Here is a 19,998-nt window from a genome sequence, read left to right on the forward strand (position 1 = left end):
CTCAAAACTAGATAACAATGTTCAAGCTTCACATTAGAATATAGGTTAAGTCCTCGATCTATTAGTATCTGTCAGCTCCACGTGTCACCACGCTTCCACCTCAGACCTATCAACCTGATCATCTTTCAGGGATCTTACTTCCTTGCGGAATGGGAAATCTCATCTTGAGGGGGGCTTCATGCTTAGATGCTTTCAGCACTTATCCCGTCCGCACATAGCTACCCAGCGATGCCCTTGGCAGAACAACTGGTACACCAGCGGTGCGTCCATCCCGGTCCTCTCGTACTAAGGACAGCTCCTCTCAAATTTCCTGCGCCCGCGACGGATAGGGACCGAACTGTCTCACGACGTTCTGAACCCAGCTCGCGTACCGCTTTAATGGGCGAACAGCCCAACCCTTGGGACCGACTACAGCCCCAGGATGCGATGAGCCGACATCGAGGTGCCAAACCTCCCCGTCGATGTGGACTCTTGGGGGAGATAAGCCTGTTATCCCCGGGGTAGCTTTTATCCGTTGAGCGATGGCCCTTCCATGCGGAACCACCGGATCACTAAGCCCGACTTTCGTCCCTGCTCGACTTGTAGGTCTCGCAGTCAAGCTCCCTTGTGCCTTTACACTCTGCGAATGATTTCCAACCATTCTGAGGGAACCTTTGGGCGCCTCCGTTACATTTTAGGAGGCGACCGCCCCAGTCAAACTGCCCACCTGACACTGTCTCCCTGCCCGATAAGGGCAGCGGGTTAGAAGGTCAATACAGCCAGGGTAGTATCCCACCGATGCCTCCACCGAAGCTAGCGCTCCGGTTTCCAAGGCTCCTACCTATCCTGTACAAGCTGTACCAACATTCAATATCAGGCTGCAGTAAAGCTCCACGGGGTCTTTCCGTCCTGTCGCGGGTAACCTGCATCTTCACAGGTACTATAATTTCACCGAGTCTCTCGTTGAGACAGTGCCCAGATCGTTGCGCCTTTCGTGCGGGTCGGAACTTACCCGACAAGGAATTTCGCTACCTTAGGACCGTTATAGTTACGGCCGCCGTTTACTGGGGCTTCAATTCGCACCTTCGCTTACGCTAAGCGCTCCTCTTAACCTTCCAGCACCGGGCAGGCGTCAGCCCCTATACTTCGCCTTACGGCTTCGCAGAGACCTGTGTTTTTGCTAAACAGTCGCCTGGGCCTATTCACTGCGGCTTCTCGGGGCTTTAACACCCTAAGAAGCACCCCTTCTCCCGAAGTTACGGGGTCATTTTGCCGAGTTCCTTAACGAGAGTTCTCTCGATCACCTTAGGATTCTCTCCTCGCCTACCTGTGTCGGTTTGCGGTACGGGCACCTCTCACCTCGCTAGAGGCTTTTCTTGGCAGTGTGGAATCAGGAACTTCGCTACTAAATTTCGCTCGCCATCACAGCTCAGCCTTTACGGGAAACGGATTTGCCTATTTCCCAGCCTAACTGCTTGGACGCGGATATCCAATACCGCGCTTACCCTATCCTCCTGCGTCCCCCCATTGCTCAAATGGTGAGGAGGTGGTACAGGAATATCAACCTGTTGTCCATCGCCTACGCCTTTCGGCCTCGGCTTAGGTCCCGACTAACCCTGAGCGGACGAGCCTTCCTCAGGAAACCTTAGGCATTCGGTGGACGGGATTCTCACCCGTCTTTCGCTACTCATACCGGCATTCTCACTTCTAAGCGCTCCACCAGTCCTTCCGGTCTGACTTCACAGCACTTAGAACGCTCTCCTACCACTGTTCGTAAGAACAGTCCGCAGCTTCGGTGATACGTTTAGCCCCGGTACATTTTCGGCGCAGAGTCACTCGACCAGTGAGCTATTACGCACTCTTTAAATGGTGGCTGCTTCTAAGCCAACATCCTGGTTGTCTAAGCAACTCCACATCCTTTTCCACTTAACGTATACTTTGGGACCTTAGCTGGCGGTCTGGGCTGTTTCCCTTTCGACTACGGATCTTATCACTCGCAGTCTGACTCCCAAGGATAAGTCATCGGCATTCGGAGTTTGACTGAATTCGGTAACCCGGTAGGGGCCCCTAGTCCAATCAGTGCTCTACCTCCGAGACTCTTACCTTGAGGCTAGCCCTAAAGCTATTTCGGAGAGAACCAGCTATCTCCAGGTTCGATTGGCATTTCACCCCTACCCACACCTCATCCCCGCACTTTTCAACGTGCGTGGGTTCGGGCCTCCATTCAGTGTTACCTGAACTTCACCCTGGACATGGGTAGATCACCTGGTTTCGGGTCTACGACCACGTACTCATGCGCCCTATTCAGACTCGCTTTCGCTGCGGCTCCGCATCTTCTGCTTAACCTTGCACGGGATCGTAACTCGCCGGTTCATTCTACAAAAGGCACGCCATCACCCTTTAACGGGCTCTGACTACTTGTAGGCACACGGTTTCAGGATCTATTTCACTCCCCTTCCGGGGTGCTTTTCACCTTTCCCTCACGGTACTGGTTCACTATCGGTCACTAGGGAGTATTTAGCCTTGGGAGATGGTCCTCCCGGATTCCGACGGAATTTCACGTGTTCCGCCGTACTCAGGATCCACTCTGGAGAGAACAACATTTCAGTTACAGGGCTGTTACCTTCTTTGGCGGGCCTTTCCAGACCTCTTCGCTTATATCGTTCCTTTGTAACTCCGTATAGAGTGTCCTACAACCCCAAGAGGCAAGCCTCTTGGTTTGGGCTGTTCCCGTTTCGCTCGCCGCTACTCAGGGAATCGCATTTGCTTTCTCTTCCTCCGGGTACTTAGATGTTTCAGTTCCCCGGGTATGCCTTCTCATACTCTATGTATTCAAGTATGGATACTACTCCATTACGAGCAGTGGGTTTCCCCATTCGGAAATCTCCGGATCAAAGCTTGCTTACAGCTCCCCGAAGCATATCGGTGTTCGTCCCGTCCTTCATCGGCTCCTAGTGCCAAGGCATCCACCGTGCGCCCTTTCTAACTTAACCATTTCTTACTTTAGAAAGAATCACTATGTGTGATGAACTTTGCATTGCATTCAATGTGAATGTATTACTTATTGTTATCTAGTTTTCAAAGAACAATCCTGTCTCGCTAGAGACATGTCTTGAAGGAATGATCCTTCAAAACTAAACAAGACGAAAACGCACGCTGCTCCATATATCCTTAGAAAGGAGGTGATCCAGCCGCACCTTCCGATACGGCTACCTTGTTACGACTTCACCCCAATCATCTGCCCCACCTTCGGCGGCTGGCTCCATAAAGGTTACCTCACCGACTTCGGGTGTTGCAAACTCTCGTGGTGTGACGGGCGGTGTGTACAAGGCCCGGGAACGTATTCACCGCGGCATGCTGATCCGCGATTACTAGCGATTCCAGCTTCACGCAGTCGAGTTGCAGACTGCGATCCGAACTGAGAACAGATTTATGGGATTGGCTAAACCTTGCGGTCTCGCAGCCCTTTGTTCTGTCCATTGTAGCACGTGTGTAGCCCAGGTCATAAGGGGCATGATGATTTGACGTCATCCCCACCTTCCTCCGGTTTGTCACCGGCAGTCACCTTAGAGTGCCCAACTAAATGCTGGCAACTAAGATCAAGGGTTGCGCTCGTTGCGGGACTTAACCCAACATCTCACGACACGAGCTGACGACAACCATGCACCACCTGTCACTCTGTCCCCGAAGGGAAAGCCCTATCTCTAGGGTTGTCAGAGGATGTCAAGACCTGGTAAGGTTCTTCGCGTTGCTTCGAATTAAACCACATGCTCCACCGCTTGTGCGGGCCCCCGTCAATTCCTTTGAGTTTCAGTCTTGCGACCGTACTCCCCAGGCGGAGTGCTTAATGCGTTAGCTGCAGCACTAAGGGGCGGAAACCCCCTAACACTTAGCACTCATCGTTTACGGCGTGGACTACCAGGGTATCTAATCCTGTTCGCTCCCCACGCTTTCGCTCCTCAGCGTCAGTTACAGACCAGAGAGTCGCCTTCGCCACTGGTGTTCCTCCACATCTCTACGCATTTCACCGCTACACGTGGAATTCCACTCTCCTCTTCTGCACTCAAGTTTCCCAGTTTCCAATGACCCTCCCCGGTTGAGCCGGGGGCTTTCACATCAGACTTAAGAAACCGCCTGCGAGCCCTTTACGCCCAATAATTCCGGACAACGCTTGCCACCTACGTATTACCGCGGCTGCTGGCACGTAGTTAGCCGTGGCTTTCTGGTTAGGTACCGTCAAGGTGCGAGCAGTTACTCTCGCACTTGTTCTTCCCTAACAACAGAGCTTTACGATCCGAAAACCTTCATCACTCACGCGGCGTTGCTCCGTCAGACTTTCGTCCATTGCGGAAGATTCCCTACTGCTGCCTCCCGTAGGAGTCTGGGCCGTGTCTCAGTCCCAGTGTGGCCGATCACCCTCTCAGGTCGGCTACGCATCGTCGCCTTGGTGAGCCATTACCCCACCAACTAGCTAATGCGCCGCGGGTCCATCTGTAAGTGACAGCCGAAACCGTCTTTCATCCTTGAACCATGCGGTTCAAGGAACTATCCGGTATTAGCTCCGGTTTCCCGGAGTTATCCCAGTCTTACAGGCAGGTTACCCACGTGTTACTCACCCGTCCGCCGCTAACATCCGGGAGCAAGCTCCCTTCTGTCCGCTCGACTTGCATGTATTAGGCACGCCGCCAGCGTTCGTCCTGAGCCAGGATCAAACTCTCCGAGGTATGCAGGATGCATATCACACATGCGTTGCTACACGATGTAGCGAACTTAGCATGTGATCATTTCCTGCCTCGTCAGCGTTTGACTGACTACCTATGATGTTTCATAGGATTTTTTTATAAAAACTCGAATTAACAGGTACGTTTTGTCTTGTTTAGTTTTCAAAGATCATCTTCGTCGTCTCTCAGAGGCGACTTTATTAATATAACATTCTATCAAGATAAAGTCAATAACTTTTTTCTTTATGTTATTTAATAACCGCGCTGTTTTAGCGGCGAATACAAATATAACACCTTTTGAGAGAGGAAACAAGTATTTTTTCTAAATAATTTATTTTTTCTTATCTCTTCCTATATAACCATACAAAAATTGATTGTCACAGGAATTCTCTATTGTTGATCCTGAAGGTCTTTAGTATATTTATAATAGAAGAAAACTAAATAACCGCAGGGGGAGCTTTGTGCTGAGAGTGAACACTCGTTGTTCTGACCCTTTGAACCTGTCAGTTAATACTGAAGTAGGAATGTGGATTCAATTGAATACATGTGGTGTATTCAACTCGATATGTTTTTCTATGAATAACATACTCATCCTTACACGGTCTCTCCTTGCTCAATTCATGAAAAGGGAGATTTTTTTATGCAGCAATCAAATCAATTGGTACGACTGATGGAAATCGCAATTATGACTTCACTTGCACTAGTATTAGATTACTTATCAGGTCTCTTTTTAAGAATGCCGAACGGCGGATCTCTTGCGCTGATTATGATACCCGTCATTCTTATGTCTATTAGATGGGGAATATCAACCGGGTTTATCATTGGTGTGCTTATTGCAGGCCTTCAGCTGATGAATGGCCCTATTATCGCTACACCAGTTCAAGGATTTCTCGATTATTTCGTCGCATCTGTTGTCATTTCCCTAAGCGGCCTCTTTTCTGGATTGATTAAAAAAGCCATTCAGGACCAAAAGCGAAAGCAGCAATTCTTCTATATTATCCTATCCGTATTTGTTGCAAGTTTCTTCAGACTGTTGACGTTCTTTATCTCTGGTGTTGTTTTCTTTTCTCATTATGCACCAAAAGGAACTCCAGGTTGGGTTTACTCTTTAATTTATAACAGCACATATATGGTTCCTTCATTTATTATTTGCAGTATCGTTCTTTGCATACTCATACCAAGTGCATCTCGTTTGGTTTTTCCTCACAAAAAATAACTGGCTGATTTCAGCTGGTTATTTTTTTATGCATAATTTGCCGCTCTATGGAATCTATTAATAGTAGAAGATTTCATGTTGGAGGTACGCCAATGAACCCTTACTCCATTATGCTGTGCTGCTATATTCTCAGTCTTGCTTATTTTTTGGCAGGTTTCTATGAAGCTTTAAAAATAGCAGGAATAAAAGGAAAAGTAGAAGCTTCTCCTCTTATCTCTTATATGCTTTTAGCTGTGCTTTTCACTTTTTTCTCCCATTATTATTGGAAGCTGACGATTTAATTCGGTGTAGATGGTCATTTAATACAGGCAGCTCCCACCCATACCCTATTTCATCATGCTTCTCGCCAGCCAGCTCGAACTGGCTGGTAACGACAAAATGAGGTTGAAGCTTTTGATAAAAATGCTTTGCCGAATTTTGTTCAAATACCCACAGCATGATATTCTGATACCCTTTCTCTATTAAATAGCTCACTCCTTCTGTAATTAAAGCGATACCTGCTCCTGATTTCTGTTTCTCTTGCAATAAATAGATCGCATAAAGTTCTCCATCATATGTTGGATAGCGCTCATCACGTTGTTTTCCAAAAGAAGCAAAACCAAATACCCCCTCGTCATCTTCTGCGACAAACGTCCCTTCAAGTGACCTTCTTCTCCAGCTCTCTTCTCGATCTTCTATATTTAAACCATCCAAATAATCCTGATTAATAATGCCTTGATAAGTCGTCTGCCAGCTCTTCACATGTATTTCGGCAATTTTAGGAATATCTTTTTGTACAGCATGTCTCACCTTCATCCGCGTCACTCCTTCTCACTGTTTTCATCCTATCTTTATTATGATAAATTCCTATTTCCTAAAATTCAATCAATAAAGGATGTTCGTTGACATTTTGTCAACACACCTTTATATTGGGTACGACTTCTTCTATAGAAGAGTTGATACATCATACAAAGGATGGCGTAAAATGGATTCTAAAACAACTGAGCTTGGGTCTCTCTTAAAGGAAAGATTGCAACAACGTTCTTTATCTTTAAGAGAGCTCAGCACATACACAGAAATTGATAAAGCGACACTGTCTCGAATCATGAATGGAAAAAGAAAACCAACTTTGAATCATCTGCAGCGGCTTTCAGATTCTCTGAACCTATCATTAGATCAACTATTAGCTGCTGCAGGGTTTCCAATCAAAAACGAAAAGGTACATAGTGATACGTTCATACAAACGGTCGTAGAAATCGAAACAACACTGAAAGATGAGGAGGTCTACGACGGTACATTTAGTCAGACCAAATTGAAACAAAAGCTAAACGAATATGAGACCTATAGCCAAACAAACGAGGGAAAAGAAACGATCTCAGCAAAGTTTGAGAAAAAGATGGAGACGGTAAACGGCGCCGGGCCATTCCTTCAGCATTTGAAAGACATGTACAGCTTATTTATGACCGGACGAGGTACTTCTCGAGAATTAATGATGATGGGGAGCGCACTCCTTTATTTCATTATGCCTGTTGACTTAATACCAGATTTTATTTTTCCGATCGGCTATATTGATGATGCTGCGGCTGTGAAAATCGTCATAGACCAGCTGACAAATAGGTAACAGGACAAGAAGCTATGAAAAAACAGTACAACATTGACTTCGTACTTTTACTCACTGTGATTTGTTTATTTGTCATCAGCCTAATAGCTGTATATAGCGGATCAGGACAGTATGAATCGCAGGATATGTTTTATTTCGTCAAAAGACAAATTTTCTGGTATATCGTAGGTTTCGGTCTTATGGCCGCTGCTGCATACTTTGATTATGAACTTCTTGAGCGTTTATCTTTTCGGTTATTTACAGGTGGTATTTTTCTCATTATTCTTGTGCACTTTTTCGGAACGAGTCAAAACGGATCCCAAAGATGGATCAGCTTCGGTTCAATCAAAATTCAGCCATCAGAGTTCATGAAAATTTTTGTGATCCTGCTACTAGCGGCTGTCTTGAACCAATACAAGCATCAGCGATTTTCGTTTAAAGAAAGTATCATTCCTACAAGTAAAGTCGTTTGCTGGACCGTTGTCCCTTTTTTCCTCATCTTAATTCAGCCTGATTTAGGGACAGCGCTCGTGATATTATCTATCGCCTTTACACTGATGCTTGTGTCAGGAATTTCTAACAAGATGATGGCCGCATTAATGGCTTCTTTTCTTGCACTTCTTTCATTTTTGGTCTACTTACACAACGAACACTTTGAGCATTTCACAAAAATCATTAAGCCACATCAGCTTGATCGCATTTATGGCTGGCTCTCCCCCGATGAATTTGATTCAACATACGGGTATCAGCTGAAACAATCGATGCTCGGCATTGGATCAGGTCAATTATCTGGTAGCGGTTTTACACAGGGGCATCAAGTACAAGGAGGTAATATCCCTGAAGCGCATACGGATTTTATCTTTGCCGTCATTGGTGAGGAGTTTGGTTTTATCGGCGCCTCCCTTTTGATGTGTTTGTACTTAATGATGATTTACCGAATCATTCATGTGGCTATGCATGCTAATACGCTTTATGGTTTGTACATATGTGCAGGAGTCGTTGGGCTGATCGTGTTTCAAGTTTTCCAAAACGTAGGGATGACAATCGGTTTAATGCCTGTGACGGGACTCGCGCTTCCTTTTATCAGCTATGGAGGCAGTGCGCTACTCACTAACATGATCGCCATTGGCCTCGTGTTTAGCGTCAATATCAGGTCATCATCCTATATGTTTGGAGACAACTGGAATTGAAGATGATGGCATTTCTTCTATCTCATCTCAAAAAAGTCGACCTCGTTCTTGTTGGAACGATTGTGTTCCTCTGCTTATTTGGTTTACTGATGGTGTACAGTGCAAGTTATCCTTTAGGAGAAGTGAAGTATGAGAAGGGCAGCTATTTCTTTATTAAACAATGGCAATGGCTCCTGATTGGGGGATTCTTTTTTTTCATTGCTGCTCTTTTCCCTTATCAGATTTATCGTAAATGGATGAAATGGCTTGTCATGCTGTCATTGCTATGTCTCATCCTAGTCCTGATTCCTGGAATTGGTGTTGTCAAAAACAATTCACAGCGGTGGATTCAGCTGGGCTCTCTTATGCTCCAACCTTCTGAAGCTGTGAAACTAGTGATGGTGATCTATTTTGCCTATGTGTACGCGAATAAACAGGCGTACATTACATCTTTTAAAAAAGGCGTACTGCCGCCACTCATCCTTTTAAGTCTTGTTTTTTTATTAATCTTAAAGCAGCCTGATTTAGGCACAGCTGTGTCTATTTTATTAAGCTGTGGCATCATTTTATTATGCGCTGGGTTGAAAACGCGCCATCTCATTTTGCTAGGATCGACTGCCGTAGCATGTATCACTTTTTTTGCAGTGACTGCTCCTTACCGTTTGAAGCGGCTGACTTCTTTTCGTGATCCTTTTCAGTATGAAGATGGGGATGGCTATCAGCTGATTCATTCGTATCTCGCAATGAATTCCGGCGGGCTGATAGGGAATGGCTTAGGCGGGAGTATTCAAAAGCTAGGCTTTCTTCCCGAAGCGCATACGGATTTTATTATGGCCATTATCAGTGAAGAGCTGGGCATTATGGGGATTTTGATTGTGATAGGTGCATATCTATTCATCATGTATCGCGCAATGCGAATTGTGCAGGCTTTACATGACCCTTTTGGAAAACTGTTAACGATTGGGCTTACGTTTCAAATCATGCTCCAAGCAGTCTTTAATTTAGGCGCTGTCTTTGGTCTTCTTCCGATCACAGGCATTCCGCTTCCTTTCATTAGTTATGGTGGCTCCTCCCTAGTGTTCATGATGATATCTGCTGGTATTCTCGTAAATCTTTCTTCATATGTAAAAAGGAACCCATATCGGGCACATGCCAAATAGACACCTTCTGATGGAAGGTGTCTCAGCGTGTAGACAAACCCTCGCATTCGTTGTCAGGTCTGCGCGCTGGTGCTCACGAATGTTCAATTCGCTCCGCGCCAGTGCTCGACCCTTCCTAGACTTCAAAGGTTTTCTATCACGCTGAATTGATTTTATTCTTCTATTTGAGTATCAGCGATCTCTTTTTTTCTTGGCTGTTTGATTTCATTCGTTAGTTCCTGAATGCTTTGCTTCACATTGCCTTTGCCGGAAAAGTTCTCAATAATTTCTTTGACATCAATTCCAGAGGATGCTTTCAGGCTTTCTTGCAGACTGGACATAAGGTTTGTAGCATAGCCAGTGACTTTATTGGCACCGCTGCCTTCTCCGTTACCTCCCGTATCCACAACCGTAATTTTATCAATGTTAGAAAGTGGTGCAGATACTTGCTTCGCATATTCAGGAAGCATTTTCACAATCATATCAAGAATCGCTGCCTGACCATACTGTTCGAATGCTTCAGCGATTTTCTCTTTCGCTTCGGCTTCCGCAAGTCCTTTCAGTCTAATGACTTCTGCCTCTGTTTCCCCTTTTGCACGATCAGCTTCCGCTTTGGCAAGCCCGTCAATTCGGACTTTCTCAGCTTCTGCTTTTGCCATTGCTTCAATGCTGTATTTCTTGGCATCTGCTTCAGCGAGGCGTTTCGCTTTTTCCGCTGCAGCTGACTGCTCAACCGCATAACGGTCCGCATCTGCTTTCTTTTTCACTTCAGAATCGTATTGACGCTCACGACGCTGGATCTCTTTTTCTTCTAATTCAATTTGCTTCTGACGTTCAATGATTTTTACTTGCATTTCTTGTTCAGTTACGTGCTGACGGTTACGTGCTGTTTCAAGATCGTACGCTTGGTCGGCACTTGCTTTTGCTGTATCTTGTTCACGTCTGAATTCTGCTCTTTTCAGTTCATTGATCTTTTCTGCTTCAGCGATTTCAGTGGCACGCTCAAGCTCAGATTTCTTCGCATCTTTATCTGCTTCTGCACGTTTGATACGTGTTTCTTTATCTGCTTCTGCTGTTGCGATATCTGCATCGCGTTTCACTTGGGCAATTCTAGGTTTACCTAGTGATTCTAAATAGCCATTTTTATCACGGACATCTTTGATGGTAAACGATACAATGACAAGACCCATTTTCGCTAGATCTTGAGAAGCGACACGCTGTACTTCTTGAGAAAATTTCTCTCTGTTTTTATAAATCTCTTCAACTGTCATTGACCCTAAAATGGAGCGAAGGTGTCCTTCTAGTACTTCTCTCGCTTCGTTTTCGCGGTCTTCTTTTGTTTTACCTAAAAACTGCTCTGCAGCAGTAGCAATTTCTTCAATCGACCCGCCGATTTTAATGATGGCTGTTCCGTCCGCCATGACTGGTACACCTTGTTCAGTATAGACTTCAGGTGTTGAAACATCTAGCTTGCTAGATAGTAAGCTGAGCGGCTCTGCTTGTTGAAAAACAGGGAGTACAAAGGTACCTCCGCCTCTTACAATCTTAATCTTGTTTCCACCTTCATCCACGTGGACATTTTTACTTCCGAGGTAACTTCCTGTGACGATTAACGCTTCATCTGGACCTGCAGTCCGGTATTTCGAAACAAATACACCAATAAGTGCAATCAGAATCACAAGCACAATTCCAATAATAATCAAAATGGTTGTTCCTGGCATAGCATTCCCTCCTAGATTTCTTCATTTGGTATAACTGATAAGACGCCTTTATTCACTTCGACGACCAGTACCCGAGTTCCATATGGAATCTCCTCTTCGTCGAAACTGACGGCAGGCTTTGAGATTTTCCCGCTATTACTAATTAACAGCACTTCTCCAAACCCGTCTTTTGGAACAGATACAATGATCTCCCCAGTTCTTCCTTTTAAGTCGGCCTCCGTATATGAGAGAGATTCTTCAGCAGAGGAAAGCGGGACTAAGACAAATACATTCAAACAGGTCACAAGAACCACTGCGAGGATGGCAGATAAGACTGCGCCAAGTCCACTTCCTACAATTGCTGTTTTTTCAGAGATAAACCCTCCAGCCGAGAAAAAGGTAAGAAATGCGAGGATTAATGTTGGTTGAAGGAATGGAACAGGAATCGCTTCAAACAATCCATCAAATACATCGCCGAAAAAGACGAAAACAAGTGTCAGGATTCCTGATATCATCAATATGTATAAATACAGCGTCTGAAGTGGCAGCCCGAACACATCCATCTTCCTCACCCTTTCTTCATGAAATGAACAGCCTTTGTTTCATTTAGACCATGCTCACCTCCAATGTATTCCTTCTAACAGGTAATACGAACCACTTTTGTAAAGGTTTCAAATTTCCTCACAATTCTTCACAGGAATTCGCCGATAGCTCAAGAATGATTGTCATGTACCAGTATGTTAAAATTTGATCTTGAGGTGATGAAAATGAGTTTATTACATGATGCAAGACAAGAATTGTGGCAAGAGCTACAAGGTTTGAACGAAGAGCAATTGAATCAAAAATTATCTGATGATACTTGGAGTATTCAAGAGGTGGCAGATCATTTAAAGAAGATGGACCTCGTGGCAGCAAAACATCTAGCTGCTGAGGGAAAAAAAGCACCGATCAAAGAATATGAGCCAAAGCCGGTGGAAATGGCAGAGGATCGTTCTAGAAAAGCGACTGCGCCTAGTATTGTTGAGCCTGAGCGCAAGCATGTGACACCTACACATTTAAAAGATGAGCTCGATACAGCCCGTGAGCAGCTCAATCAAATTCTATCAACGTTTACTGAGGATGATTTCAAACGCGTCATTGCACACCCTGTGTTTGAAGAGTTATCGCTTAAGCAGTATCTTGATTTTATCGGCGCACACGAAAAACGCCATATCCATCAAATCAAAGAAATTAAAGAACAGCTATAAGACATAAAAAAGACTCCCTTTTGGGAGCCTTTTTTCATTGTTACACTGTTTTAGGTGTTAGATCAAAACAGCGAGCATAAATCCAGTTGTACGCTTTTTCGTTTAGATCTCGTGGGTTTCCAATTGTTTGCGGATCTTTCATTGCTTCTTTAGATAAACGGTCAATCATATCTTTTGATACACCTTGTTCTTCTAATGAAGGAACTTCTAGGTCTTCCACTAAATCATACATCCAGTTCACTGCTGCTTTTGCGGCTTCCTCTATTGACATTCGGCTAATATCAATTCCAAATGCTTGCGCAATACGAGCAAATTTTTCGGGATACCCTTTCCAGTTATACTCCATCACCGGTCCCATCATTGCTGCGACACACTGACCATGCGCTACAGGAATAATGCCTCCGAGTGTTTGACTCATCGCATGTGCAGCTCCAGCTGATTCGCTTCCATAAGAAAGCCCGGCAAGCATTGCAGCTTGTGCCATTCCATACCTGGCTTCTAAGTCCTCACCATCGGCAAAGGCACGGCGAATATAATGAGCTGCATATTCAATGGCCATGAGCGCGACCGCATCTGTAATAGGCTGAGCAAATTTCATTGTATAGCATTCAATGGCGTGTGCAAGTGCATCAATTCCAGTCATTGCCGTCACATGAGGCGGCATGGATACATGTAGCTCTGGATCAATGACTGTGAGGTGAGCTGCAATGAGCGGGCCACCTGTGTTGAATTTGAATTCTCTTTCTTCATCTGTAATCACTGCCCACTGCGTGACTTCTGAACCTGTACCAGCTGTTGTCGGAATAGTGGTTAAAGGCGGGATTCTGTTTTCAAGCGGTTTTTTCCCCTCTGCCGCTTCGTAATCAAGGACTGAGCCTTCATGCGTCGCTTCTACACCGATCGCCTTCGCTGTATCCATTGAGCTTCCGCCGCCTACTGCGACTAATCCATTACAGCCTTCTTTTTCATATAACGCAGAGCCTTCATTCACTAAACGGACTGGCGGGTTTGGCTCTACTTTATCAAATAGCACCACATCGATTTGTGCTTCTTTTAATGAAGCAATCACTGGATCTACCACGCCCGCCAGGTAAATACCTGGGTCTGTTACAAGTAATACCTTTGAGACACCGTATGCTTTTACTTCTTCCCCAACATGTTTCACTGCACCGATGCCATGTTTGATGACAGTCGGAATTTCAAATGTATGGAACTTCTGCATGCTTTCAATTTTCATATTTAATGTCATATAGAATCTCCTCCAAATGTGTGATTTTTATTGAAACCAACGAATCGCTTCAGATTTTGTATTACGATATACATGCTTCAGTTCCGTATATTCCTCAAGACCGGTGCGTCCTAATTCACGTCCTAGACCTGATTGCTTATATCCACCCCAAGGTGCTTGAGCGAAATAAGGATGGAAGTCATTGATCCAAACTGTGCCTAATCTTAATTGACGAGCGACTCTTTCGGCCTTGCTGATATCAGTAGACCACACGGCTCCTGCTAATCCATAAATCGTATCGTTTGCCAACTCAATCACTTCTTCCTCTGTACGAAAGGATTCAACTGTCAATACTGGGCCAAAGACTTCTTCCTGGACAATCCGCATCTCTGACGTGCAGCCTGAGAATATCGTTGGCAAGTAGAAGAACCCATTTGAAAGCTCCTCTGCGTCCGGTCTTTTTCCGCCTGTTTCTAATTTGGCGCCTTCATCTAACCCAATGCTGACGTATTTTTCTACTTTTTCTCGATGCTCAGCTGAGATGAGCGGGCCGCTTTGGGTTTCTTCATCAAAGCCGTTGCCTAGCTTGATTTTTTTCGTGCGCTTCACCAGTTCTTCTAAAAATTCACCATGAATGGATTCTTCCACTAGCAAACGTGAACCTGCTGAACACACTTGCCCCGCATGGAAAAACACAGCATTCATTGCCTGGTCAACCGCTACGTCTAAATCAGCATCTTGAAACACAATATTCGGATTTTTCCCGCCGAGCTCAAGGGCGATTTTCTTCACATTCCCACTGGCTCCCTGCATGATTTTCTTACCTGTTTCAATACCGCCTGTAAATGAAATCAAATCGACTTGATCATTCACAGCAAGCTCATCACCAACCGTTGCACCTGGCCCAAGGACTAGGTTCGCAACCCCTGCTGGAATGCCTGCTTCTTCCATGAGTTTGAATACTTTGATCGTGGTGAGTGGTGTAATTTCACTTGGCTTTAATACGATTGTATTCCCCGCCGCTAGAGCAGGAGCGATTTTCCAGCTTGCTTGAAGCAATGGATAGTTCCATGGAGTAATTTGCCCGCATACACCGACAGGCTCTCTGACCAATTCGCTTTTAGAGTTCGGAATTGGCGATGCAATGATTTCCCCGCCATCTTTGTCGGCAAGACCGGCGTAATATTGGAACACGTTCGCAATATCGTCCATGTCTGCTTTGCTTTCCTCTACTGTTTTACCAGTATCAAGCGATTCTAATTTGGCTAGTTCATCAAGATCACGTCTAATCAATTCAGCAATCTTAAACACCATATTTCCTCTTTCAAGTCCAGGCAAGTTTACCCAGTCACCTTGATCGAAGGCTTTTCTCGCTGCCTTAATGGCTAGCTGCGCGTCATTTCTTGATCCTTCACTGACTGTCGCGATCACTTCTTGATTAAATGGATTAATGATATCCCGCGTGTCACCACTTTTGGCGCCAACCCATTGTCCATCTATAAATAGTGTTTGACTCATAGAAGGAACCTCCTCTGATTCTCTTTGGTAAGTTTGTTAAATAAAAATTTAACGTTTTGAACATAATTAACGTATCATGTTCAAATTTTTCTGTCAAAGGGAGATATGCTTCATTTTCTTTTGACATTTTGCATTCTTTCGTTAACATATAGTCCATAAAGATTTTTTTGAACGTATTGAATTCTCTTAATAGAAAGCAGGGACAGGATGAAAAAGCAGGAACAGCCGCAAGCAGAAGAGCGTATTTTAGCTGCTAAAGATCTAGTCATTGATTCCATAGCTGAAACGATGGATCTCTATGGAATTACACGAAGTGCTGGTATTCTCTATGGGACCATGTATTTAAATGAGGAAATGACGCTGGATGAAATGCGTGAAGAGCTGCAAATGAGCAAGCCAAGTATGAGTACAGGTGTGAAAAAGCTTCAAGACATGAATATTGTCAAAAAGACCTTTCACCGAGGACGAAGAAAACATAGCTTTGTTGCTGAAAAAGACTTTTTTAAGTTTTTCATGAACTTCTTTCCACAAAAGTGGGAACGAGAGGTCGAGGTCAATTTAGCGGCGATAGAAGAAGCGCAAGTCCGGCTTCAAGAGGTGGCTCGTGATGATCAGTTGGAGGAACATATAAGAGAGGAAGCGCAGCAGCTCATAGAGCAGCTTGAAAGCTCAAAAGCCTACTATGACTGGCTGAGACGCTTAGCAGACTCTGTTCATTCAGGGGAAATCTTTGACTATATCCCGATTGATCAGAAAGAAAAATAGACGATGTGTGTGCGTTTTAAAGCTTGAATTTTACAGGAGGATTGATTATAATAAATTAAGTCGTAACACATCGGGGCATTAGCTCAGCTGGGAGAGCGCTACGCTGGCAGCGTAGAGGTCAGCGGTTCGATCCCGCTATGCTCCATACGAAAAACCATTCTTGAGAAATCAAGGATGGTTTTTTTATGTATATATTTCTTACAGCTCTGTTTGTTCTTTGTTTTTTCTTAAGCCTAATATCTTTATGATGCGGTACGCGATCACAGAAACATAAGCCGTGATGAGAATGATTGTGTAAGACACAGGATAATCACTCGTCATTCCGTGATAAAAGAAATAGATGAGCAGCACTGACAGCATGATGACTTGGAACAGTTCCTTTTTCATTTTACTCTCCCCTCATGATAGTGATTCGGTCGATTATATCACAAATGATGTCATTTTTTGCTAGCTATCAGCAAGGGAAATTCCATTCACCTGCTGATAGCCCTTTATGAATGATTACTTTTTTAGCAATTGTTCCATTTTGTTCTTCGTCTTCGGACCGTAAATCCCGTCTGCCGCTAGACCATTCATGAGCTGGAACCGCTTGGCCGCATTCGCTGTTTTCGGTCCATAATAGCCATCAACTCCGTTGTTTTTTGCCCCTTTGTCCGGGTAGAAATAGAGTGAGGATAAGGCTTTTTGCACGGCTATAACTTGTGATCCTTTTGTTAAGGGCTTGGTTATTTTTAAGATGCCAGATGGCAGATTTGACGATTTCTGTTTGGTAACTGGTGCTTTGTGACTCAAGCTCTCTGTTCGAACTGGCTTTCTTGTACTTTTGCTGCCGGTACGAGCTGTGGCTATTCCAGCTTTAAATTGATCCCACCGTCCGAGCAATTTCCTTGGACATTCTTTCCCGCTCCAATGTTTATGAGGCACTACATTTGATAAAGGAATTCCCAAATCGCCCATTAGCTTTCGAATGAGCCATTGGGCATTTTCGACTGCTTGTTCAAAGTTGCTGTCTGTATTTTCGCAAATTTCAATTCCGATTGATTTCATATTGCCATTGCCTCTGCCATCTCCTGCATGCCAACCGTTCTCGTTTAACGGTAAATGCTGATAAATCACCTGATCGTCGACAGTGTAATGCCAGCTGACTCCGGTACTTGAACGGGCAACAAACGCTGCGTGACTCCCCGCATTTGCACCTTTTGCCGTGTTAGAGGTATTATGCACCGTAATATAGAGCGGCTTCATCGTATTTCCTGGTCTGTTGCGGTTGTGTTTTGGAATGTAGGCTTGAATGATATTGACCATATTGTTTCTCCTTCAACGATTATTTTGTTAGCCCTCTTTGTTTCAGGGTATCTTTTTGTAATTGACCTTTGTAGGTTACATAATTATTTTTAAACCAAGCGATAATGGCTGTCACCATCGTAAAAATGGTGGAACCTGCTACATATAGTGCCTCACCAGCGGTTTGTACTTGCTCCTCACTAATCGGCAGCACCGTCTGTCCAAACATGACAAGTGTTTGATTGATGAGCGCAATAAAAAGAAGCACTGTGCGAATCACAGTGCCTTTGTCGAATGTTTTCATGATTTCTCCTCCTATTTTAAATTCCGTTCAATTTTGTCGAGTTTGTCGATCACAACATCATACTTCTCACTAAACTTTGCTAACACATCATTTTGCGCCTCGATTTGTTCATTGAGCTTGTTTTCTCTTTCCTTTGTTGTGTTTAATACATAAAACAGCACCCAACAAAAGAGAACGGCAAACGGGCCTTGTGTCATTAAGTTTTGAACAACATCTACTTCCATTGAAATCACCTTCTTTCCGGCAAAAAAATAAAGCCATTAAGCTTCGTATATTTCTCCAGTTATATCTTGATAGTCGTCTGCCGAGATCCAGCCAATGCTTACATAAAATGCAATGTCCTCTGGTCCGTAACATTGCCAGTCCCAGAATTGTTTGATATCTGCTACAGTTGGAAACATCATTCTGAATTTCCCCCTTTCTGCATAGCCAATAACTGCGTTAATTGTTTTGATAACAAAGCATTTTGTTTCTTTAAAAGTTCTATATCACTTGGCGGGAGAGGGGCTGGCTTTAGGCTATCTATATACTCCTGTGTCGCTGATTCATACCAGTGTTGTTTTTCCACATCAAATGCAGCTTTATAAAAAGAAGGATGATTGGGTGGTGCAATTGTTGTGCATTGATCTGGAATGACATAATTGCCTTCATCATCTCTTTCGAACACTTCGATAGGTCTGACCAATTCATTTTGATGATTGTATTCATAAGCTAGTATCATTTTTATCACTTCCTTAATTTAATGGGACGACCGTGTCTAAATAGTAGCCAGTTACGGCACTTTCATTCGCTGCCAGTAAACCTGTTAGCTTTAGCTCTCCTGTCTTATATATAAGTAATTTACTATGACCCGTTGTACCTGATACAGGCACTGACACTACAAGACCTTTCTCTGATAAACCCGCGGCTGGAATCCATCCACAGATGATTTCTCTATTTGCTTTTAGGTGGCCTCTTAGCAATAATAAATTTCCCCATTTTACATATTCAACTGGTCTATCCCCTATAGATGAACTTTTGTCTAAGGTCACACTCTGCCACGTGACATTTTCAAACTCAGTATTTGTCATTAGCTGTTTCCAGCCTCTGAACCCCCCATCTGTATGAGTCGTTCCGTACCAATGACTATTATCATAGCTTCGACTCACATGAAATGTTTTGCGGTTATTTCCCGTTTCTATAATATCTACATTAAACCAAGAAGCATCGGTCGTTGATGGCATATTCACTGCGTTCGTTCCAGAGACATAATAAAAGCCAGATGGCAGTGTTAATATATCTGTACCAGTAGGGATAAGCATTCTATTTCCATTCGCCTTCAATAACGGATGCTCGTTCAACCTCTTCCATCCGCTCCATTCTTGCTGAGTACCCGAAACATCTGTCGTGGAACGATTGATGTACACATCACCTGTATTATTTGCCCCAATAATCCAGCCATAGGTATTTTCACTAAAGACTGATAAGGCTCTCATAGAACTTCTTGTCGGCAAATCAGGATGTGCTTCGTGGATATACCAAGAATGCACGCCTGGTAATTTGATGAGTTTATCCAAAATACTAGGATCGTTTGCATTAATTCTTTCGTATGCTCTTCCATCGTCAGCGGTAATTTTAGATAGTTGTCCTGCGTCCCATTTGTTTTTTTCGTTTTGACTAGGTATTTGCAGCCAATTGATCGCAAGGTCATTCACATGATAGGAAAAACAAAATGCATTGCCTGATGTGTCAATCGCCATTCCTACACCAATATTATTTTGACCAACAAGCTGAAAGCCTCTTAATGCAGCATTACCTATAGCAGGAGAATCAACTACCCCAGAACCGCCTGGAGCATAAAATGAGCAGGCACCTAACGATTTTATCCCGTTATAAATACTGCTGCCAGATGGGATATTGATCAACTGGGATCCGTTATCATTCGTCATTTTATATAGCTGAGATTGATTCCATTTCTGCTTTTCTGTTTTAGATGCATGAGATGTTACATCATTTTCGTGTTGATTGATATGATTTAATAGTTCAGCATCATTTTCAATAATAACCTTTACCATGTCATTAAACAGATCTGCATGGGCTTTATCACTTGTTTTGAAAGTACGTGGTGTCTTTATCTCCATGTGATTCTCCTTTCACATTGTTTATGGAA

Annotated in this window: 18 protein-coding genes, 1 tRNA gene, 2 rRNA genes and 1 riboswitch; of the genes, 7 read left to right on the forward strand and 14 right to left on the reverse strand. The window is 44.0% G+C overall.

Annotated elements, in window-relative coordinates:
* Nucleotides 1-41: 41 nt before the first annotated feature.
* Nucleotides 42-2,972: ribosomal RNA gene (locus NSS78_RS14210) — 23S ribosomal RNA — on the reverse strand.
* Between the two features lie 182 nt (nucleotides 2,973-3,154).
* A 16S ribosomal RNA gene (locus NSS78_RS14215) occupies nucleotides 3,155-4,703 on the reverse strand.
* The 16S and 23S rRNA genes sit together here, the layout of an rRNA operon.
* 437 nt (nucleotides 4,704-5,140) lie before the next feature.
* A riboswitch (TPP riboswitch) is annotated at nucleotides 5,141-5,242 on the forward strand.
* Nucleotides 5,243-5,340: 98 nt separating this feature from the next.
* On the opposite strand from NSS78_RS14215, the gene thiT reads away from it, so the two are divergent.
* On the forward strand, nucleotides 5,341-5,916 hold the full coding sequence (thiT, locus tag NSS78_RS14220) for an energy-coupled thiamine transporter ThiT (RefSeq protein ID WP_050943983.1): 576 nt from the start codon (nucleotides 5,341-5,343) through the stop codon (nucleotides 5,914-5,916).
* A gap of 240 nt (nucleotides 5,917-6,156) precedes the next feature.
* On the opposite strand, the gene NSS78_RS14225 is transcribed toward thiT, so the two are convergent.
* A complete protein-coding gene (locus NSS78_RS14225; RefSeq protein WP_050943984.1) occupies nucleotides 6,157-6,711 on the reverse strand; it encodes a GNAT family N-acetyltransferase in 555 nt (184 codons plus the stop codon).
* A gap of 169 nt (nucleotides 6,712-6,880) precedes the next feature.
* On the opposite strand from NSS78_RS14225, the gene NSS78_RS14230 reads away from it, so the two are divergent.
* Genes NSS78_RS14230 through ftsW form a run of 3 tightly spaced genes read left to right on the forward strand, consistent with a single transcriptional unit; the run spans nucleotide 6,881 to nucleotide 9,824 of the window.
* A complete protein-coding gene (locus NSS78_RS14230; RefSeq protein WP_327839931.1) occupies nucleotides 6,881-7,516 on the forward strand; it encodes a DUF1232 domain-containing protein in 636 nt (211 codons plus the stop codon).
* Between the two features lie 14 nt (nucleotides 7,517-7,530).
* On the forward strand, nucleotides 7,531-8,685 hold the full coding sequence (rodA, locus tag NSS78_RS14235; protein ID WP_185106802.1) for a rod shape-determining protein RodA: 1,155 nt from the start codon (nucleotides 7,531-7,533) through the stop codon (nucleotides 8,683-8,685).
* A complete protein-coding gene (ftsW, locus tag NSS78_RS14240) occupies nucleotides 8,682-9,824 on the forward strand; it encodes a putative lipid II flippase FtsW (RefSeq protein ID WP_327839928.1) in 1,143 nt (380 codons plus the stop codon). Before rodA ends, ftsW begins: the two co-directional genes overlap by 4 nt.
* A 152-nt stretch (nucleotides 9,825-9,976) precedes the next feature.
* On the opposite strand, the gene NSS78_RS14245 is transcribed toward ftsW, so the two are convergent.
* Nucleotides 9,977-11,524, reverse strand: coding sequence for a flotillin family protein (locus tag NSS78_RS14245; protein ID WP_003213366.1), 1,548 nt, complete (start codon nucleotides 11,522-11,524; stop codon nucleotides 9,977-9,979).
* Between the two features lie 11 nt (nucleotides 11,525-11,535).
* Nucleotides 11,536-12,066 (reverse strand): hypothetical protein, encoded by a 531-nt coding sequence (locus tag NSS78_RS14250; RefSeq protein ID WP_034620073.1) that lies wholly within the window; start codon nucleotides 12,064-12,066, stop codon nucleotides 11,536-11,538.
* Nucleotides 12,067-12,270: 204 nt separating this feature from the next.
* On the opposite strand from NSS78_RS14250, the gene NSS78_RS14255 reads away from it, so the two are divergent.
* Nucleotides 12,271-12,750, forward strand: coding sequence for a DinB family protein (locus NSS78_RS14255; RefSeq protein ID WP_003213650.1), 480 nt, complete (start codon nucleotides 12,271-12,273; stop codon nucleotides 12,748-12,750).
* Nucleotides 12,751-12,790: 40 nt separating this feature from the next.
* Here the strand turns inward: NSS78_RS14255 and NSS78_RS14260 are convergent, their stop codons facing one another.
* Nucleotides 12,791-13,999: an iron-containing alcohol dehydrogenase gene (locus NSS78_RS14260; protein ID WP_137054497.1), complete on the reverse strand. Its 1,209-nt coding sequence runs from the start codon at nucleotides 13,997-13,999 to the stop codon at nucleotides 12,791-12,793.
* A 27-nt stretch (nucleotides 14,000-14,026) separates the two neighbouring features.
* Nucleotides 14,027-15,496 carry a betaine-aldehyde dehydrogenase gene (gene betB, locus NSS78_RS14265; protein WP_309215884.1) on the reverse strand — a complete coding sequence of 490 codons (1,470 nt, stop codon included), beginning with the start codon at nucleotides 15,494-15,496 and terminating at the stop codon, nucleotides 14,027-14,029.
* Between the two features lie 207 nt (nucleotides 15,497-15,703).
* On the opposite strand from betB, the gene NSS78_RS14270 reads away from it, so the two are divergent.
* Together NSS78_RS14270 and NSS78_RS14275 are read left to right on the forward strand one after the other, a co-directional pair.
* Nucleotides 15,704-16,261: a GbsR/MarR family transcriptional regulator gene (locus NSS78_RS14270; RefSeq protein ID WP_106029201.1), complete on the forward strand. Its 558-nt coding sequence runs from the start codon at nucleotides 15,704-15,706 to the stop codon at nucleotides 16,259-16,261.
* 72 nt (nucleotides 16,262-16,333) lie between these two features.
* A tRNA-Ala gene (locus tag NSS78_RS14275) sits at nucleotides 16,334-16,406 on the forward strand.
* Nucleotides 16,407-16,459: 53 nt separating this feature from the next.
* Here NSS78_RS14275 and NSS78_RS14280 read toward each other — a convergent pair.
* The 7 genes from NSS78_RS14280 to NSS78_RS14310 all read right to left on the reverse strand — a co-directional run bounded on the left by NSS78_RS14280 (nucleotide 16,460) and on the right by NSS78_RS14310 (nucleotide 19,969).
* The gene (locus tag NSS78_RS14280; protein ID WP_309215885.1) at nucleotides 16,460-16,648 is read right to left on the reverse strand and encodes a hypothetical protein; all 189 of its coding nucleotides are present in this window, start codon (nucleotides 16,646-16,648) and stop codon (nucleotides 16,460-16,462) included.
* Between the two features lie 114 nt (nucleotides 16,649-16,762).
* Nucleotides 16,763-17,566, reverse strand: a complete 804-nt coding sequence (locus NSS78_RS14285) for an N-acetylmuramoyl-L-alanine amidase (protein WP_050943997.1) — start codon at nucleotides 17,564-17,566, stop codon at nucleotides 16,763-16,765.
* A 19-nt stretch (nucleotides 17,567-17,585) separates the two neighbouring features.
* Nucleotides 17,586-17,849 carry a phage holin gene (locus NSS78_RS14290; RefSeq protein ID WP_003212734.1) on the reverse strand — a complete coding sequence of 88 codons (264 nt, stop codon included), beginning with the start codon at nucleotides 17,847-17,849 and terminating at the stop codon, nucleotides 17,586-17,588.
* Nucleotides 17,850-17,860: 11 nt separating this feature from the next.
* Nucleotides 17,861-18,073, reverse strand: coding sequence for a BhlA/UviB family holin-like peptide (locus NSS78_RS14295; RefSeq protein WP_003213245.1), 213 nt, complete (start codon nucleotides 18,071-18,073; stop codon nucleotides 17,861-17,863).
* Between the two features lie 36 nt (nucleotides 18,074-18,109).
* On the reverse strand, nucleotides 18,110-18,253 hold the full coding sequence (locus tag NSS78_RS14300; RefSeq protein ID WP_039180954.1) for an XkdX family protein: 144 nt from the start codon (nucleotides 18,251-18,253) through the stop codon (nucleotides 18,110-18,112).
* Nucleotides 18,250-18,570: a hypothetical protein gene (locus tag NSS78_RS14305; RefSeq protein ID WP_044140756.1), complete on the reverse strand. Its 321-nt coding sequence runs from the start codon at nucleotides 18,568-18,570 to the stop codon at nucleotides 18,250-18,252. The genes NSS78_RS14300 and NSS78_RS14305 overlap by 4 nt, the downstream gene beginning before the upstream one ends.
* 13 nt (nucleotides 18,571-18,583) lie before the next feature.
* On the reverse strand, nucleotides 18,584-19,969 hold the full coding sequence (locus NSS78_RS14310) for a hypothetical protein (protein ID WP_050943998.1): 1,386 nt from the start codon (nucleotides 19,967-19,969) through the stop codon (nucleotides 18,584-18,586).
* Nucleotides 19,970-19,998: the final 29 nt, after the last annotated feature.

The sequence above is a fragment of the Bacillus sp. FSL W8-0920 genome (genome assembly GCF_038593215.1).
Classification (GTDB): Bacteria; Bacillota; Bacilli; order Bacillales; family Bacillaceae; genus Bacillus; species Bacillus pumilus.

Excerpts from the sequence above, each read along its gene's own strand:
- NSS78_RS14230 (WP_327839931.1), top strand. The coding sequence starts at position 6,881 with ATGGATTCTAAAACAACTGAGCTTGGGTCTCTCTTAAAGGAAAGATTG.
- NSS78_RS14285 (WP_050943997.1), bottom strand. The coding sequence starts at position 17,566 with ATGGTCAATATCATTCAAGCCTACATTCCAAAACACAACCGCAACAGA.
- NSS78_RS14290 (WP_003212734.1), bottom strand. The coding sequence starts at position 17,849 with ATGAAAACATTCGACAAAGGCACTGTGATTCGCACAGTGCTTCTTTTT.
- NSS78_RS14280 (WP_309215885.1), bottom strand. The coding sequence starts at position 16,648 with ATGAAAAAGGAACTGTTCCAAGTCATCATGCTGTCAGTGCTGCTCATC.
- NSS78_RS14250 (WP_034620073.1), bottom strand. The coding sequence starts at position 12,066 with ATGGATGTGTTCGGGCTGCCACTTCAGACGCTGTATTTATACATATTG.
- NSS78_RS14245 (WP_003213366.1), bottom strand. The coding sequence starts at position 11,524 with ATGCCAGGAACAACCATTTTGATTATTATTGGAATTGTGCTTGTGATT.
- NSS78_RS14270 (WP_106029201.1), top strand. The coding sequence starts at position 15,704 with ATGAAAAAGCAGGAACAGCCGCAAGCAGAAGAGCGTATTTTAGCTGCT.
- NSS78_RS14295 (WP_003213245.1), bottom strand. The coding sequence starts at position 18,073 with ATGGAAGTAGATGTTGTTCAAAACTTAATGACACAAGGCCCGTTTGCC.
- NSS78_RS14310 (WP_050943998.1), bottom strand. The coding sequence starts at position 19,969 with ATGGAGATAAAGACACCACGTACTTTCAAAACAAGTGATAAAGCCCAT.
- NSS78_RS14255 (WP_003213650.1), top strand. The coding sequence starts at position 12,271 with ATGAGTTTATTACATGATGCAAGACAAGAATTGTGGCAAGAGCTACAA.
- thiT (WP_050943983.1), top strand. The coding sequence starts at position 5,341 with ATGCAGCAATCAAATCAATTGGTACGACTGATGGAAATCGCAATTATG.
- betB (WP_309215884.1), bottom strand. The coding sequence starts at position 15,496 with ATGAGTCAAACACTATTTATAGATGGACAATGGGTTGGCGCCAAAAGT.
- NSS78_RS14260 (WP_137054497.1), bottom strand. The coding sequence starts at position 13,999 with ATGACATTAAATATGAAAATTGAAAGCATGCAGAAGTTCCATACATTT.
- NSS78_RS14225 (WP_050943984.1), bottom strand. The coding sequence starts at position 6,711 with ATGAAGGTGAGACATGCTGTACAAAAAGATATTCCTAAAATTGCCGAA.
- NSS78_RS14300 (WP_039180954.1), bottom strand. The coding sequence starts at position 18,253 with ATGATGTTTCCAACTGTAGCAGATATCAAACAATTCTGGGACTGGCAA.
- rodA (WP_185106802.1), top strand. The coding sequence starts at position 7,531 with ATGAAAAAACAGTACAACATTGACTTCGTACTTTTACTCACTGTGATT.
- NSS78_RS14305 (WP_044140756.1), bottom strand. The coding sequence starts at position 18,570 with ATGATACTAGCTTATGAATACAATCATCAAAATGAATTGGTCAGACCT.